Here is a 13,843-nt window from a genome sequence, read left to right on the forward strand (position 1 = left end):
GAAAATTTATCTTGAAATTTCATTGAATTCATCATATAATAATTAAGTCGCTGAAATGCACAAACCAAAATCTTGTCCCAGTAGCTCAGTAGGATAGAGCAACAGTTTCCTAAACTGTAGGTCGGGAGTTCGAATCTCTTCTGGGACGCTTAAAAAACCTTGATATTAATCAAGGTTTTTTATTTGTATCAGATACTTCAATTATTTAAACTCACAGGCTAAGCCAATTGGTTCGTTCCGAGCTTTTTGGATAGGCCGACTTGACTCCGATTATAAAAACATACCTTCTTACCTTCCTTATTAAGCAATAGAAATAGAATAAGATATTTAATAAAACTTCTTTCTAAAATACCCCTTCTTAAAAAATAGGTTCTGTTAAAGCCCAATGTTGGTTTTAACTCCTGTTGATTGTAGTGGAAGGCGCGCAGACTCCTGCGGGCGCAGCTGGTCAGATGAGACCCCGCAGGAGCAAAGCGACGAGGAGGCCCAGCGCCAGCCCCGAGGAAGAATTGTTTATGAAAAAGACGGCAGTTGGTCTTTTTCATATTCTTCCCGCGGAAAGCGAAGCGCCTGGAACGAAAATCAACAGCCTTGATTAACAGAGCTTAAAAATAAATAACATATTTGTTCAAGAACTTTGGAACTAAGACTTATTTAATCGCGTCTATATAATTGGTTGGAGCAAAGGAAACTTTTAACCGGGGATTAAAATGGATTGTTTGTGGTATTTATACACCATGAGCAACTCAGCAAAGGGGAAACGATATGAAAAATAAAAAGAAAGATCTGCCTTATCTTTTATTTTTACTGGTCATGCCAGTATTGGGCATGATTTACAAACTTATAAATAACAATCCCAGGGAGGCAGTGATCCTTTCAACTGATTTGGATAAAGTGATTCCCTTCCTTCCGATATTTATCGTACCCTATATCATCTGGTACGCTTTTATATTCGGATATCTCCTTTATTTTTGGTATAAGGACACGAAGATTTACATGAGGACTTTAACATTGATCGCCATAGGAGAATTAATTTGTTTCCTGATTTATTTCTTCTTCCAGACGACGGTTCCGAGGCCACATTTGGCAGGGGATGGCATTTTTACAGACCTCGTGGGAATGATCTATAGCCATGACCAACCATATAACGCGTTCCCTAGTATACATGTGTTGACCACCTTCGCAATCATTCTAGGCAGTCTGCACATCCAAAACAAGCATATGATCCACAAGATTTTCATTCCGCTAATGGGATCCCTGATCATAATTTCCACGCTATTTGTAAAACAACATTATATCCTTGATATGTTCGGATCCATGTTCTTGACATCTTTCATATATGGCATAGTGTTTGATGTATTGGAATATAAGATTTCAAAAAGGACAGAAACTGTTTACGTTAAAGATTAAAAATAGCAAGCGACAAAAAGCTGCAATTAATAGCTTTTTGTCGCTTGCTTTATTTATCTGCATCTTCTTCACTCCTGACATCCGGTCTGACAGGAGATAATTCTTCAGCTGCTTCAATTTGGAATCGATAATTTGCAGCCCTGAATTCCTCATGTCCTTCTTCCAAAGTCCTGCCTGAAACATATTTATGGAAGAAATATTCAAATATGGCGATTCCTGCTGCCGATATCAGTGATGGAAGCAACAAGCTTTCTCCATAGGTCAAGCTTTCCCCCACAACCCAAATGATCATGAAGGCAAGTGCGAAATCTGCTAAAGTTGCAATCGTATTATTGGTCTTTTGCAGAAGGAATAAATCGCCTATAACATACGAAACAACACTGAGCAATAAGGAAATCAATAGTACATTGGTAAATGACATATCATACATTGCACCAAGGATCACGTAAAGAAGTGCAAAGCTTGCGATGAATTTTACAGCAATGGCTCTTAGGTGTTTCACTTTCATTTCCTCCAATTTAAAGTTTGGACTTATTTGGCTCAATTAGCATTATTCCATACCTTTCTCTGTAAGATAACTGAGATCATCCCTATAACTACCACAACGATTAGGCTGATAAAAAAGCCCATCCGAATGCTTTTTTCAGCAAGGGTTCCTGAAACGGCAGCGAGAATAAGGAGTATCCCAAAAAATGAGAGTATCTTACCCCAGACCTTCAATTCAACTAATTTAAGTCCTGACAGGATAATGAAAGCCCAGTTGAATAAAATCAGGATTCCTGCGGCGGTAGTTATATACTCGTAAATTTTTCCTGGAAGCAGCAGTGCGGTAACAATGGAAGCAACCAGTCCCACCACTGCAAGACCTAGCGACGGAAGCGGCAATTGTTTCCACTTCTTGATTTTCTTGGCGAAAACCTTCGGAGCATCACCATCTTCTGCCAGTGTGACGAGCAAGGTTGTCACTCCAAATAATGAAGCCGTCATGGTCGAAAAGCCTGCAAGGATAATTGCTGCATTGAAGACATGCGGAAAGAAATCCAGCTTGAATTGACCAAGAGCAGTCACAAACGGACTTTCCTTATCGTTAAATGCCCCGTGTGCGGCCAGTATGACAGCAAGGCCCAGAGAAAGTACATAGACAACCACCAGTAAAATCAGCATTATTACCCCTGCTTTTGGGGCATCTTCTTTATTCTTCAGCCTTGTCGCCATCAATCCGATTACCTCTATTCCTCCATATGCATAAAAAGCGTAAATCAAAGATGACCAAAAGCCTCTTATGCCTCCAGGAAAGAGTTTTTGAGCTGAGTTTGGCGTATATACTTTATGCGTATCAAGGTTGAACAATCCGAAAAGGGCTGCTGCGGCAATAAGGATGAACATAATGATGGCTGCTGTTTTTATGACCGCCAGCAAATCTTCCACCTTATCAAAACCTTTATTGCCAGTCAGGACCACACCGATGGAGAGCACAGCATAACCTGTTGCGAAAATCCATAAAGGGATGTCAGGAAACCAGAATTGGGATAAAATCGATAGAGCAGTTAACTGGCTTCCCATGATCAGGATATTGGAACTCCAATAATTCCAGCCGCAGCTAAAACCAGCCCATTTTCCATAAGCCTTATTGGCATAATAACAAAAAGAACCAGCCTGAGGATCTTCAGCTGTCATTTTGGCCAATAAGTTGTAGACCAGGTACGTACCAATTGCCGCCAGGATAAAGGAAATAACGATGGACGGTCCGGTAATGTTGATTCCAATTGCAGAACCAAGGAAAAAACCTGTGCCTATTGTACATCCCACACCGATAAGGGATAATTGCCACCATTTTAGATCTCCTTCATTCGAGTTACACCCGCCTTTTGCTTTAACAGACGGCAGAAAAAAATCCATTCCTTTCGCCCCTTTCTCGATAAGATTATCATTCGAGTATCGCCTCTTTTTTATGTAAGGACTTTCATGGGCAGAAAAAAAGCCGAATCCCGAAGGATCGACTTTTCCCTTACTATTTTTTTCCTTTATCTTTTTCCGATTCCTTGCTTAATCCGGTCATCGTGCGATACAACTGTGTATACATGCTTCCTTGCACGATATTCTCGAGAAAGAATTCGCCTACAAGCTCTTTATACTCCTCATCTTCAAACATTTTCTTATTTTGAAGCTCCATCTCCGCCAATCCTTCATAGGTGGAAACCAATGCATAGGTATGGTCTTCGCCTGAGATCGGGGACAATAGCTCCACCCTATGGTCATAATGTTCATTCCGGAAATTTTGAATCAGGCGCAGATTCTTAATCCCATCCGGAAACTTATCTTGTTTCAATTCAAATGTTTGAATGACAATGACTGACATATCCTTATCCCCCTGTAAAATGGTCGATAGGATTAGATTTTTCCAAACATAGAAAATCTATTCATTACATATCCTATCAGCGAATTTTAAGGATGCAGGTTGACTTTTTATACCTCTCTTCTCAAAGCCTGGAGCACATCTACCTTTGTGGCTCTCTGTGCCGGACGCAAACCTGAAAGGATTGTGACAAGGTAGCAAATTATGAAGCTGATTATTGGCAATGTATAGGGAATATGACTAAATATCAAGCCCTCTGGCGGCTCTTCACCAAATGCCTGCTTTATGATGATCGGCAAGCCAAAATTAACAATCATACTTATAACATAGGCCACGAGCGTGCCGATCGATGCTCCGATCAAGCCTATATAACTGCTTTCCAGCAGGAAGATCCTTTTGATAGTCTTTGGATTGGCACCAATCGCTTTCATGATCCCGATATCTGGAGCCCTTTCAGTTACGGCCATGGTCATTGTGTTATAAATTCCTATCGAGGCTATGATGATGGCAATCGTTCCGATGAAAATAAGTCCAGCCTTCACGATCGTGAACATTACATTCACATCCTTCAATTCATTAATCACAGAATGGGATGGATAATTGTTCTCTTCTAGCTTAACGGTAATATCTTTGACTGCTTCCATATCTTTAGCGTATATTTTAACCTCGTCAAAATGGTCTGCTGCTATGGCTGGGAGCTCCATGTCTGGATTGTTCGGGTCCTTCATCATTCCCCGTGGCGTTCCTGTAAACTCCTCTACTTGCTTAAGAACCCCATCGGAAACAAATACCACATTGTCATAGACCCATTCCTTCGTGGGCTTTTTGCGGATTCCTGCAATGGTAACTTCCAACTTTTCCTTTATTTCTTCGCCCTTTTCAAACTTGATGACATTCATGATGATTTTCTTTCCTATAAGTTCACCTTTGTATTGATATTCTTCTTTTATCTGGCCGTTCTCATTATATATATCTTCTGTTTCAACTTCAGGACGCAAAGCTTCAACAAAATGATACCCAACAAGCACTTCATTAGCTGATTTTGGAAGATGGCCCTCTGATAATTCTAGTCCTGCCTTCGTTTCAGAAGGCATATCGGCAACAACTGCCCGCGCATTGGTCTGGTGTTCACCAATTTCAAATTGATAATCCTGGAGGTTTTTCCTTCTGGTAACAGATTTGACATCCTTAATTGTTTCAAAAAAAGCAACATCCTTTTCATCCAGCTGTTTATAACCATTTTGAGAATCCTCTTTCCCCGGGACTTCGATTTCTGTTACAACTCTTCTTTCCAAAGTTTCTTTGACGATTGATTTGTGAAGTCCAAATCCCACGGAAGCAAGAACGATCAGGAATGCCACACTCATTGCAGTAGCCAGGATGGTCATGAACAGCCTTGTCCTGTTCTTTTTCATGTTTTGCCTGACAAAACGGAATTGGTCTTTAAGCCTCATTTGCAATTACCTCCTCAACAACTCTTCCATCCTTTAATTCAATCGTTCTGTGTCCAATTTTTGCAACCTTTTCATCATGAGTAATGATCAAAAAAGTGATGCCAAGTTCTTTATTCAACTTTTTGATGAACCTGAGCAAATCCTCTTCGGTTTCCGAATCCAGACTGCCAGTCGGTTCATCCGCTAGAATGATCGGAGGATTGACAATCAGTGCGCGGGCAATACTCACTCTTTGCTGTTGACCACCTGATAGTTCTCCGGGGTAATGATCCTGATAGTCTGCCAATCCAACCATATCTAGAATTTCACTTGTCCGAAGTTTTCTTTCTTGCTCTTTCACACCTTTTAAAATCAATGGCAGCTCAATATTTTGATAGGCAGTCATACTTGTAATCAACTGAAAGCTTTGGAAGATGAAACCGAGATGCTGAATCCGGAAATCTGCAAACTTCGCCTCAGACAATGTTGATGTTTTGATTCCATTGATGGCTATATCACCCTGTTTTGGACGGATGAAGCCACTCACAAGATTAAGAAGCGTGGATTTGCCCGAACCACTCCTGCCAACGATCGTGACGATTTCCCCCTTCCTGACTTGCAACGAAACATCCTTCAAAACTGGGATGACTGTCTTTCGCCCTTTTTTACCAATTTCAAATTCATGACTTAAATGGTTAATTGTGATCATGCTTCCACTCCTAATACATTTTTTTGAATATTATTCATTATCTACCAGCTAATGAGACGAAAAAAATAGGCGATACTTTCATCGCCTAGATCCTTATCAGGCAGGGTATTTCTCTGACATGACTTTTTTCAATTGTTTCCTGGCTCTATGCAGCCGCGTTTTTACTGTTCCTGATTTAATATTCAGTTTACTGGCGATCTCATTCTCCTTTAAGCCGTATTGGAGTTTAAGGACAAGAACCTGTTGATATTCCTGTGTCAGAAGATATAAAAGATGCTGGATTTGTTCCTTGAAAAGAAGGATCTCCACTTCTTTCTCAAGCGATTGTTCAACGTCACAATCGCTAAAAATCTGCTCCATGATACTTTGGTCGGAAGGAAGCCACCTTCTCCTCTTCTCTGCTCTCAAATAATCAATTGCTGTCCTGGCTGCTATTGCCGACAGCCAGGAACCGATCTTATGCTCATCAACAATGGTATCTGCTTTTTTATATGCCTTTATAAATGTTTCCTGGACCACGTCTTCTGCTAAATGTCGATCTTTTGTTATCCTGTAAGCGATTTGATGAAGTTTTTTGCCATGTATCCTATAGAGTTCGTCAAAATCAATATAAGCCATATCGATCCCCCCTTGCCCTGGAGTTGAAATCTCATTCAACTCCAACGTTTCCTTTCTCTATTTGTCTTTTATTTAGCCCCTGATAAACAAGGCTGTTGATTTTCGTTCCAGGCGCATCGCTTTCCTCGTGGCTGCGCTGAGTCTCTATTTAAAGTACTGCTCAATGTATGCTGGAACATCTCTATCGCTGAATGTCCTGATTTCCTTTAGGTTTCCTGTCTTGTAGACAAAAACAGCGGTATAAGGTTCCTCATTGTACCAGTCATAACCCGCTTTCTGGATTGCGGCACCCATCTTGTCATCATCTGTTATTTTAAGCGTGTTTTTACCCTTCAAAATTCGATTCATAAATTCTTCGTCTTGATATTCTTTGAATTCATCTGCTTTTATGGATTCATTTGTCACGACAATGTACTCCAAATCCTCGGGAGTCACCATGGCTTCCTCAAGCATGCCGTTTTCCTCCAGCCAATTGATGAAGCTTGAGTAAGACTGTTTAAGTTCCAAGTTTTCATATTGATTGATGCTGGACAGGATTTCAATCGATGACATATTCCCGACCGGATAGTCCAGGGTATATGGTTCCTGCTCAAGTTCTTTCCTCAGGATCGACATGGCCTGTTTGATTTTCTCTTTGTCGGAAATGGTCAACGGGACGTCTGTCATTCTCTTGTTAATCCTGATGGAAGTTATATCTTCAGTTTTTAGGTTGAATACTGGAAGATGCGCATGCTTATACTCCAGTGATTCATGGATTTCCTTTAGTTGTGGTTCATAATCATTCGGGTCAATTTTATATTGGCGGACCAGTCTGTCGCCGTTTTTTAATTGATAGATAATAAGTGCATTCTCTTGAGATTTCATTGTCTGTTCATTTGTTTTTTCATTTTGAATGATTCTCCTATGAAACTCTCTTACAGCGTCGATGTTTTCTCTCTGGAATAGTGGTTTTGGTGCGTAAGGGTCATTTGGATCCGAATAAATTTGGTTCGCGTACGTTACACTTTTGATTTCATCAAGTGCAGGTACCTTTTTTTCATATGGTGTGAATGCCTGTGTGATCATAATCAAGAGTGCCAGTACAACAGCATAGGAAACAAGTCCCTTTCCACTGCGAAATACCCTCCACGTTTTCTGAAGGACCATTTCTGCTGAGAAATAACCGATTATACCCCCTGCTGCATAACCGAATAACAGCCAGGCAAATTCATTCTGCATTGCATCAAAATACATGCCGCCAAGGAGCGTCATGCAAAATGCAACTCCAAACTTAAAGACCTTTTTTAACCCTTTAAAAGCAATGGCTTCGGAAGCTGATTCCACATTCCTCTTCTTATAGATTAATAGTGACAGGATATATGCTGCTGCCACAATGAACAAATAGATGAGTACTGCTTTTGCGGTTATCGAATTACTCTCAAGCAGGGCGAGATGCGAAATAGGTGATAGATATTCGATATTCCGGATTTGAAAATAATCACTAGGGAACCCATATAGCATAAGCCCGAGATTATAGATGATCAGCAGGGTAAAACCTGCCGGAAACAATAGCATGATGAATGTCAAAACTCCCTGAACCACCGAAATCCCAGTAACCATTGCCATCAATACTCCGGAAAGGAAAAAAACAGCATTATACAAAATGACGATTCCTGTCCAGCTGAAAATGTCCTCAAGCTGAAAATATAAATTCAAGTCCAATGCACTGTGAATCATGACCGTAATCAAAGCAATCAAGATTACGGGGATTACCAGGAATACAAACCCCGTCAGTGTATAGAAATGGAATAATTGTTCACGTCTTAAAGGCAGACTGTGCATCAGATCAGCTGCCTGCTTAACATGCAGGAAACGGTACAGAAAGATTGCCATCACCACAGGTACTGTGATGATCATGATTAACTGTATCGCGAACTCGAAGTCAAATAATCCTTCTGCAGGCATAAAATAACGGTAGTCATCACCTGAGTAAAGCATCATGATCCGCAATGGAATGGCGAAAAATAATGCAAGAAAATAGATGACTGAAATCCAGCCAATGTTCCTTCCAACCTGGAGGATCATTTCCTTGTTACACAACGATATTTTTGATGGCATAGCCGATATCTCCCATCTCATATATGAAAATTTCTTCTAAAGTCAATGGCAGAAGATCGAAAATTACAGGTTGGGTTTGATGGAAGACCTTTACGATTTCGTCCTCTTTCCCCCGGATAATACATACCATTACGCTTCCTCTTTTTTCGCAATGGAGCATTGTAAGGCGTTGTTCTAGATATCCTGGCGCTGTCCCTTTATAGGCAACCTGTACTTTATGAATATCAGACTTAAGGTCATCAAGGTCTTTTTCCAAAAGAAGTGAGCCTTGATGCAAAATTCCGATATGGTCACAGATGTCCTCGATTTCCCGCAAATTATGAGAAGAAATCAAAATGGTCATTTCACGATCCGCCACATCCTGAATCAGTAGGTTTTTAACTTTTTTCCTTGCCACCGGGTCCAGCCCATCCATTGGTTCATCAAGAATCAGGACTTCTGGCATCGTGGATAACGCAAGCCAGAAAGCTGCCTGCCTTTGTATTCCTTTAGAAAAAGTTTGCAATTTCTTCTTCATGCTGAAATCAAAGACTTCCGCTAATTTTACAAATCTTTCTTCATTCCATGTTGGATAGATGCTTTTATAAAAATTAGCCATTTGCCTGACGGTGTATTGAGGAAAAAAGTAAGGCTGATCTGATATGTAATAAAGTTTTTGCTTTAAAGCCTGGTTTTCATAAATGGCACTTCCTTCAAGCTTCACTTCTCCTGAATCCTGCCTGTATATGCCAGCAAGCAATTTTATGATGGTAGTCTTTCCTGCCCCATTCGAACCGATTAGCCCATAAATTGAGCCTTTATTTATCGTCATATTGACGTCTTTTACGGCTTCTTGTTTCTCAAATGATTTATTTATTTTGATCATTTGAATCATCCTGCCCGCTTCCCCCTTTCACTGCCTCCATGGTGTCAACCATTTCATGGAGCTCTTCTGCAGAAACACCAAGGTATAGTGCCTCTTGCAGAAGTTTTTCCAAATCCTGCCTCACCTGCAGGATTTTTTCGATATCTTTTCCGGTGTCCATCGGATTGACAAAACTACCTTTGCCTTTTAACGAATAAATGAACCCCTGTGTTTCAAGTTCTCTGTATGCCTTCTGAATTGTATTTGGATTTATTGTCAACTGCTGTGCCATCTGTCGTACGGAAGGCAATTGTTCATCAGGTTTGAGCACTTCATGGATGATCAGCTCTTTCATCTTATCAACCAGTTGTTCGTAAATCGGTTTTCGGCTCCTAAGATCAAGCTCAAACATAATGACCCCCTATCTGTACTAAGTGTACTATTATTATTAATACAGTTAAATTATATGCCAACCTCTTCCAAAAAGATAGGGGGAATATTCTTAATAAATTCTTAAGAAAAATTAAGAATTTAAAACACTACAGAATGATTTTCTTCATTAGTGTAATTTTACACAATTATTAACATTAAATTCAATACTTTTTTGGATGATTTTGGATTATCTTTTGAAAATACAAATAAACGCCCTAGTATAAACTAGAGCGATGAAATTAAATTTATTAAATCCATCATCATCTATGTGTTCCTTTATAAGCAAAACACTTTTTAACCTATTTTTCCTGGACATTCTATACATCCACAATGATACGCCAAAACATAGCAAGGTTACATTTTATTTCAACAAAATACCTTAACTCCTCCCTTCCATTAAACACCATCAATCCCAAAATACATGAAACCTGATGTGTTTATCCATAATATTATGGGAGGTGAAATTAAATGAAATGGTTGCTGGCATTGGGACTTATATTATCTAGCGGTATCTCAGACAGTCAGGATGATATATCAATGATATGGGAAGATGAGGCGGTTGCGGAAGTCCATCGTTCGGATTTTTCAATCCCCTGGTTTGGTTACCCGATCCTTAACCATATGATGCTTGACACGTTGAATAAGCAGCTTTCCATCCAAATCAAAAAGGAACCAAAGAATGCAGGACTGGATGATCACGGGAATATCATACCGGAGGATGTTGGATACATTCTTGACGGAAAAAAATTCAATGAAAAATTCACCGAGAGCTTTTTTGATTCCGGCCATTCACGATTCTATGTGCCGTCGCTTCCGGTGTATCCCAAAGTTGACAGTGAAATAATCTCCAATATCCGGACAAAACTGATTGGCCATTACATAACCTATTTCAATAGTGCCAATAAAGAAAGAACCCATAATATCTCTCTTGCTGCAGAAGCAATCAATAACCATGTTGTTTTTCCAGGTGAAATCTTCTCCTTTAATAAAGTTGTCGGAAAAAGAACTGCGTCACGAGGTTATCAGCCGGCTCCAATCATCGTGCGAGGAGAATTATCGGAAGGAATCGGCGGAGGGATCTGCCAGGTATCTTCTACTCTTTTCAATGCAGCAGATCGCTCAGGTTTAAAAATTCTCGAACGATACTCTCACAGCAAGCAGGTGCCCTATGTCCCTCCTGGGAGAGACGCGACTGTCAGTTGGTATGGACCGGACTTTACGTTTAAAAACAAACATAACCAGCCGATTTTGATCAGGGCAAAAACCTATCCTGGAAAAATGGTCGTCTTGATATACTCATCCGAAGAGATCAATGCAGAAAAACACAAAGTACCCAGTACAGACAGCAACACGTTCATTCCTGAAGAACCAATATAAATGCTAAAGGGGTCCTAAATTAATGAGGATTCCTTTTATTTTACAGGAAAACCTTTACATTAGAGTTAATAATTCCGTAAACTATTGGTAATAGATGGTTTTAATATAGCTCTTTCTTAGTAGGTACCGGTCCTTTCTCCTTACCCATCCTCGGAAGCTTTGAGGTAATACAGACAAATTCTGTTTATAGAGCTGCCATATTCAAGGAACTAATTTTATAGAAATATAATGTCATAGGATGTGAGATATTTGCCGAAAAAAAAGAATTCAACACCCATTCGAGTCAATATTTTATTTTTTTCTGTTTTCATCCTTTTTTCATTGCTGGTGCTGCGTCTCGGAATCGTTCAGATCGTTCACGGTGAGGATTATAAACGGGAAATCAACCGGAAAGAAGATGTTACAGTCAACAACCCGGTTCCACGGGGAAGAGTGCTGGACAGAAATTTGCAACTCATTGTGGACAATAAACCTTTGAAAGCAATTACATATACAAATGAGGGTGCTTCCCAGCAGGAAATGCTCGATGTAGCAGCAAAGCTGGCTGTTATCATCGAAAAAGATACAGATAAAGTCCGGGAAAGAGATATGAAGGACTTCTGGATCATCAAACACCCCGAGGAAGCAGAAGACCTGATTACTGAAAAAGAAATGGAGCTGTTCAGAAATAAAAAGCTGAAAGATAAGGATTTATATAAACTTCAGATTGAGAGGATTACAGAAAAGCATCTTAAGCAGCTGACTAAACAGGAAATTGAAGAGCTGGCCATTTTCAGGATCATGAACAGCGGTTATAAGTTCGTTCCGCAAATCATTAAAAACAATGATGTCTCACAAAAAGAATTTGCCGTAGTGAACGAAAACCTGGCTCTCCTTCCCGGGGTCAACGCCACGACAGACTGGGACCGGGAGTATAAATATGATGAAACTTTCAAACCTGTCTTAGGGAAGGTCACAACAAGCAATGAAGGGCTTCCGGCAGACAGGATCGATTATTACATTTCACGTGGTTATACCCGAAATGACAGGGTCGGTAAAAGCTATCTCGAGCAACAATATGAAGATGTCCTTCAAGGAAAAAAAGAAAGGATCATGAATATTACCGATAAATCAGGCGGGTTGCTAGAGAAGGAACTAATAAACGAAGGCCAGCGGGGTAAAGACTTAATTCTCAGTATCGACATGGACCTGCAGGTCGCTGTTGAAGAAATCATTGAAAAGGAATTATGGGCTGCCAAAAGGTCTCCAGGAACCGGACTGCTGGACAGTGCATATGTCGTTCTAATGAACCCCAATACTGGTGAAGTATTGACCATGGCCGGTAAAAAGCTCGTAAAAGACAAAAAAACGAAAGAATTATCCATGCAAGATGATGCCCTGGGTAACATTCTCAACACATACAACGTAGGGTCTGTCGTCAAAGGGGCGACCATTCTGACTGGTTATAAAGCTGGTGCTATCAATTCTACGACCAGGTTCGATGATCGCGCACTTGATATTCAAGGTACACCGATTAAGAAATCCTACAGTTATTTAGGAGTCCTGAATGATATCGATGCTTTGAAAAGGTCCTCCAATGTATATATGTTCCATACTGCCATCCGGATTGGAAAAGGGGTTTACCGCTATCAAAAGCCATTGAATCTAGATCCTCAGGTTTGGGATACTATTCGTAATTCATTTGCATCCTTCGGTTTGGGGATCAGGACAGGTATTGACTTGCCAAGTGAACAAACCGGTGCCAAAGGAGCAAACTCTCCAGTCGGTAAGGTGCTCGATTTGGTAATTGGTCAGTATGATACCTATTCAAATATGCAGTTAGCTCAGTATATCTCTACGATTGCCAATGGCGGTCATCGGATGCAGCCAAGGATAGTACAGGAAATCCGTGAACCAGCCATGAATGGCGATCCGATTGGGCCCGTCTATAAAGCCTTCTCGCCAAAAGTTCTCAATGATATTGGCATGGAGGATCAATGGCTTGCACGCGTCCACACGGGCTTTAAAAAAGTCATGCAGGAACCAGGCGGTACTGCTTACGGATATTTTGGCAACGCCACCTATTCCCCGGCGGGAAAAACCGGTACAGCAGAAGCATTTTATGATGGCCAGTACAGAGTAAAAGGTGACCCCCTGATTGAAACAATGAATATTAGCCTCGTTGGCTATGCGCCTTCAGATAATCCTGAAATCGCGATGGCGGTCATCGTTCCGTGGGCATACCAGGGAAGTGTGGACCACGGAGCGAATAAAAAAATCGGCCGTGCGGTAATGGATGCTTATTTCAACATGAAAAACCCATCAGACCAGCCGAAAGATGAATAAGAATAAAAAGCGCAAGCGCCTTGTTCAGCCCCGACAAGCGCTGGAGGGCCTGACAGAGAAGTCGTTCTTTGACTTCATTGGCAGGACCGAAACGTCTCGAGGAGTTAGGAGCCGCAGCTAGCCAAGCGTCTCGAGCTGCTCAAAGCTAACGCTTATCGCAAGATACTCGAGGAAGTTTATTCAGGGGAGAAAACTGGCTATGCGCTGGAGCTGGATTAAGACTCCCATATGTTGTTACCCAC

Annotated in this window: 12 protein-coding genes and 1 tRNA gene; 4 read left to right on the top strand and 9 right to left on the bottom strand. The window is 40.7% G+C overall.

The features are described 5' to 3' along the window. Positions 1-74: 74 nt before the first annotated feature. Positions 75-148: transfer RNA gene (locus ACNAZ4_RS17960), tRNA-Arg, on the top strand. 617 nt (positions 149-765) lie between these two features. Next, the gene (locus ACNAZ4_RS17965) at positions 766-1,410 is read left to right on the top strand and encodes a phosphatase PAP2 family protein (RefSeq protein WP_415816634.1); all 645 of its coding nucleotides are present in this window, start codon (positions 766-768) and stop codon (positions 1,408-1,410) included. A gap of 49 nt (positions 1,411-1,459) precedes the next feature. Here the strand turns inward: ACNAZ4_RS17965 and ACNAZ4_RS17970 are convergent, their stop codons facing one another. The 9 genes from ACNAZ4_RS17970 to ACNAZ4_RS18010 form a co-directional block, all read right to left on the bottom strand. Further along, positions 1,460-1,912 carry a YndM family protein gene (locus ACNAZ4_RS17970; protein WP_415816636.1) on the bottom strand — a complete coding sequence of 151 codons (453 nt, stop codon included), beginning with the start codon at positions 1,910-1,912 and terminating at the stop codon, positions 1,460-1,462. Between the two features lie 38 nt (positions 1,913-1,950). After that, positions 1,951-3,309 carry an amino acid permease gene (locus ACNAZ4_RS17975; protein WP_415816638.1) on the bottom strand — a complete coding sequence of 453 codons (1,359 nt, stop codon included), beginning with the start codon at positions 3,307-3,309 and terminating at the stop codon, positions 1,951-1,953. A 112-nt stretch (positions 3,310-3,421) separates the two neighbouring features. Continuing rightward, positions 3,422-3,769, bottom strand: coding sequence for a hypothetical protein (locus ACNAZ4_RS17980; RefSeq protein ID WP_415816640.1), 348 nt, complete (start codon positions 3,767-3,769; stop codon positions 3,422-3,424). 107 nt (positions 3,770-3,876) lie between these two features. Further along, positions 3,877-5,220, bottom strand: coding sequence for an ABC transporter permease (locus ACNAZ4_RS17985; RefSeq protein WP_415816643.1), 1,344 nt, complete (start codon positions 5,218-5,220; stop codon positions 3,877-3,879). Continuing rightward, positions 5,210-5,908: an ABC transporter ATP-binding protein gene (locus tag ACNAZ4_RS17990; protein WP_415816645.1), complete on the bottom strand. Its 699-nt coding sequence runs from the start codon at positions 5,906-5,908 to the stop codon at positions 5,210-5,212. The genes ACNAZ4_RS17985 and ACNAZ4_RS17990 overlap by 11 nt, the downstream gene beginning before the upstream one ends. Before the next feature lie 96 nt (positions 5,909-6,004). Then, the gene (locus ACNAZ4_RS17995; protein ID WP_415816647.1) at positions 6,005-6,526 is read right to left on the bottom strand and encodes an RNA polymerase sigma factor; all 522 of its coding nucleotides are present in this window, start codon (positions 6,524-6,526) and stop codon (positions 6,005-6,007) included. Positions 6,527-6,670: 144 nt separating this feature from the next. After that, entirely contained in the window at positions 6,671-8,623 is a 1,953-nt protein-coding gene (locus ACNAZ4_RS18000) for a DUF6449 domain-containing protein (RefSeq protein WP_415816649.1), read from the bottom strand. After that, complete coding sequence (locus ACNAZ4_RS18005) at positions 8,598-9,497, bottom strand: ABC transporter ATP-binding protein (RefSeq protein ID WP_415816651.1); 900 nt, start codon at positions 9,495-9,497, stop codon at positions 8,598-8,600. Before ACNAZ4_RS18005 ends, ACNAZ4_RS18000 begins: the two co-directional genes overlap by 26 nt. Next, the gene (locus ACNAZ4_RS18010; RefSeq protein WP_415816653.1) at positions 9,472-9,879 is read right to left on the bottom strand and encodes a GntR family transcriptional regulator; all 408 of its coding nucleotides are present in this window, start codon (positions 9,877-9,879) and stop codon (positions 9,472-9,474) included. Before ACNAZ4_RS18010 ends, ACNAZ4_RS18005 begins: the two co-directional genes overlap by 26 nt. A gap of 488 nt (positions 9,880-10,367) precedes the next feature. Here ACNAZ4_RS18010 and ACNAZ4_RS18015 point away from each other — a divergent pair, with 488 nt between their 5' ends. Together ACNAZ4_RS18015 and ACNAZ4_RS18020 are read left to right on the top strand one after the other, a co-directional pair. Beyond that, positions 10,368-11,276 (top strand): VanW family protein, encoded by a 909-nt coding sequence (locus ACNAZ4_RS18015; protein ID WP_415816655.1) that lies wholly within the window; start codon positions 10,368-10,370, stop codon positions 11,274-11,276. Positions 11,277-11,525: 249 nt separating this feature from the next. Then, entirely contained in the window at positions 11,526-13,601 is a 2,076-nt protein-coding gene (locus ACNAZ4_RS18020) for a peptidoglycan D,D-transpeptidase FtsI family protein (protein ID WP_415816657.1), read from the top strand. Positions 13,602-13,843 lie beyond the last annotated feature (242 nt).

The organism is Mesobacillus thioparans (assembly GCF_965138835.1).
GTDB classification, from domain to species: Bacteria; Bacillota; Bacilli; order Bacillales; family Cytobacillaceae; genus Mesobacillus; species Mesobacillus thioparans.

What these genes read in the sequence shown, in the direction of transcription:
- ACNAZ4_RS17990 (WP_415816645.1), bottom strand. Translation starts at nt 5,908, where the DNA reads ATGATCACAATTAACCATTTAAGTCATGAATTTGAAATTGGTAAAAAA.
- ACNAZ4_RS17995 (WP_415816647.1), bottom strand. Translation starts at nt 6,526, where the DNA reads ATGGCTTATATTGATTTTGACGAACTCTATAGGATACATGGCAAAAAA.
- ACNAZ4_RS18010 (WP_415816653.1), bottom strand. Translation starts at nt 9,879, where the DNA reads ATGTTTGAGCTTGATCTTAGGAGCCGAAAACCGATTTACGAACAACTG.
- ACNAZ4_RS18000 (WP_415816649.1), bottom strand. Translation starts at nt 8,623, where the DNA reads ATGCCATCAAAAATATCGTTGTGTAACAAGGAAATGATCCTCCAGGTT.
- ACNAZ4_RS17985 (WP_415816643.1), bottom strand. Translation starts at nt 5,220, where the DNA reads ATGAGGCTTAAAGACCAATTCCGTTTTGTCAGGCAAAACATGAAAAAG.
- ACNAZ4_RS17980 (WP_415816640.1), bottom strand. Translation starts at nt 3,769, where the DNA reads ATGTCAGTCATTGTCATTCAAACATTTGAATTGAAACAAGATAAGTTT.
- ACNAZ4_RS17975 (WP_415816638.1), bottom strand. Translation starts at nt 3,309, where the DNA reads ATGGATTTTTTTCTGCCGTCTGTTAAAGCAAAAGGCGGGTGTAACTCG.
- ACNAZ4_RS18015 (WP_415816655.1), top strand. Translation starts at nt 10,368, where the DNA reads ATGAAATGGTTGCTGGCATTGGGACTTATATTATCTAGCGGTATCTCA.
- ACNAZ4_RS17965 (WP_415816634.1), top strand. Translation starts at nt 766, where the DNA reads ATGAAAAATAAAAAGAAAGATCTGCCTTATCTTTTATTTTTACTGGTC.
- ACNAZ4_RS18005 (WP_415816651.1), bottom strand. Translation starts at nt 9,497, where the DNA reads ATGATTCAAATGATCAAAATAAATAAATCATTTGAGAAACAAGAAGCC.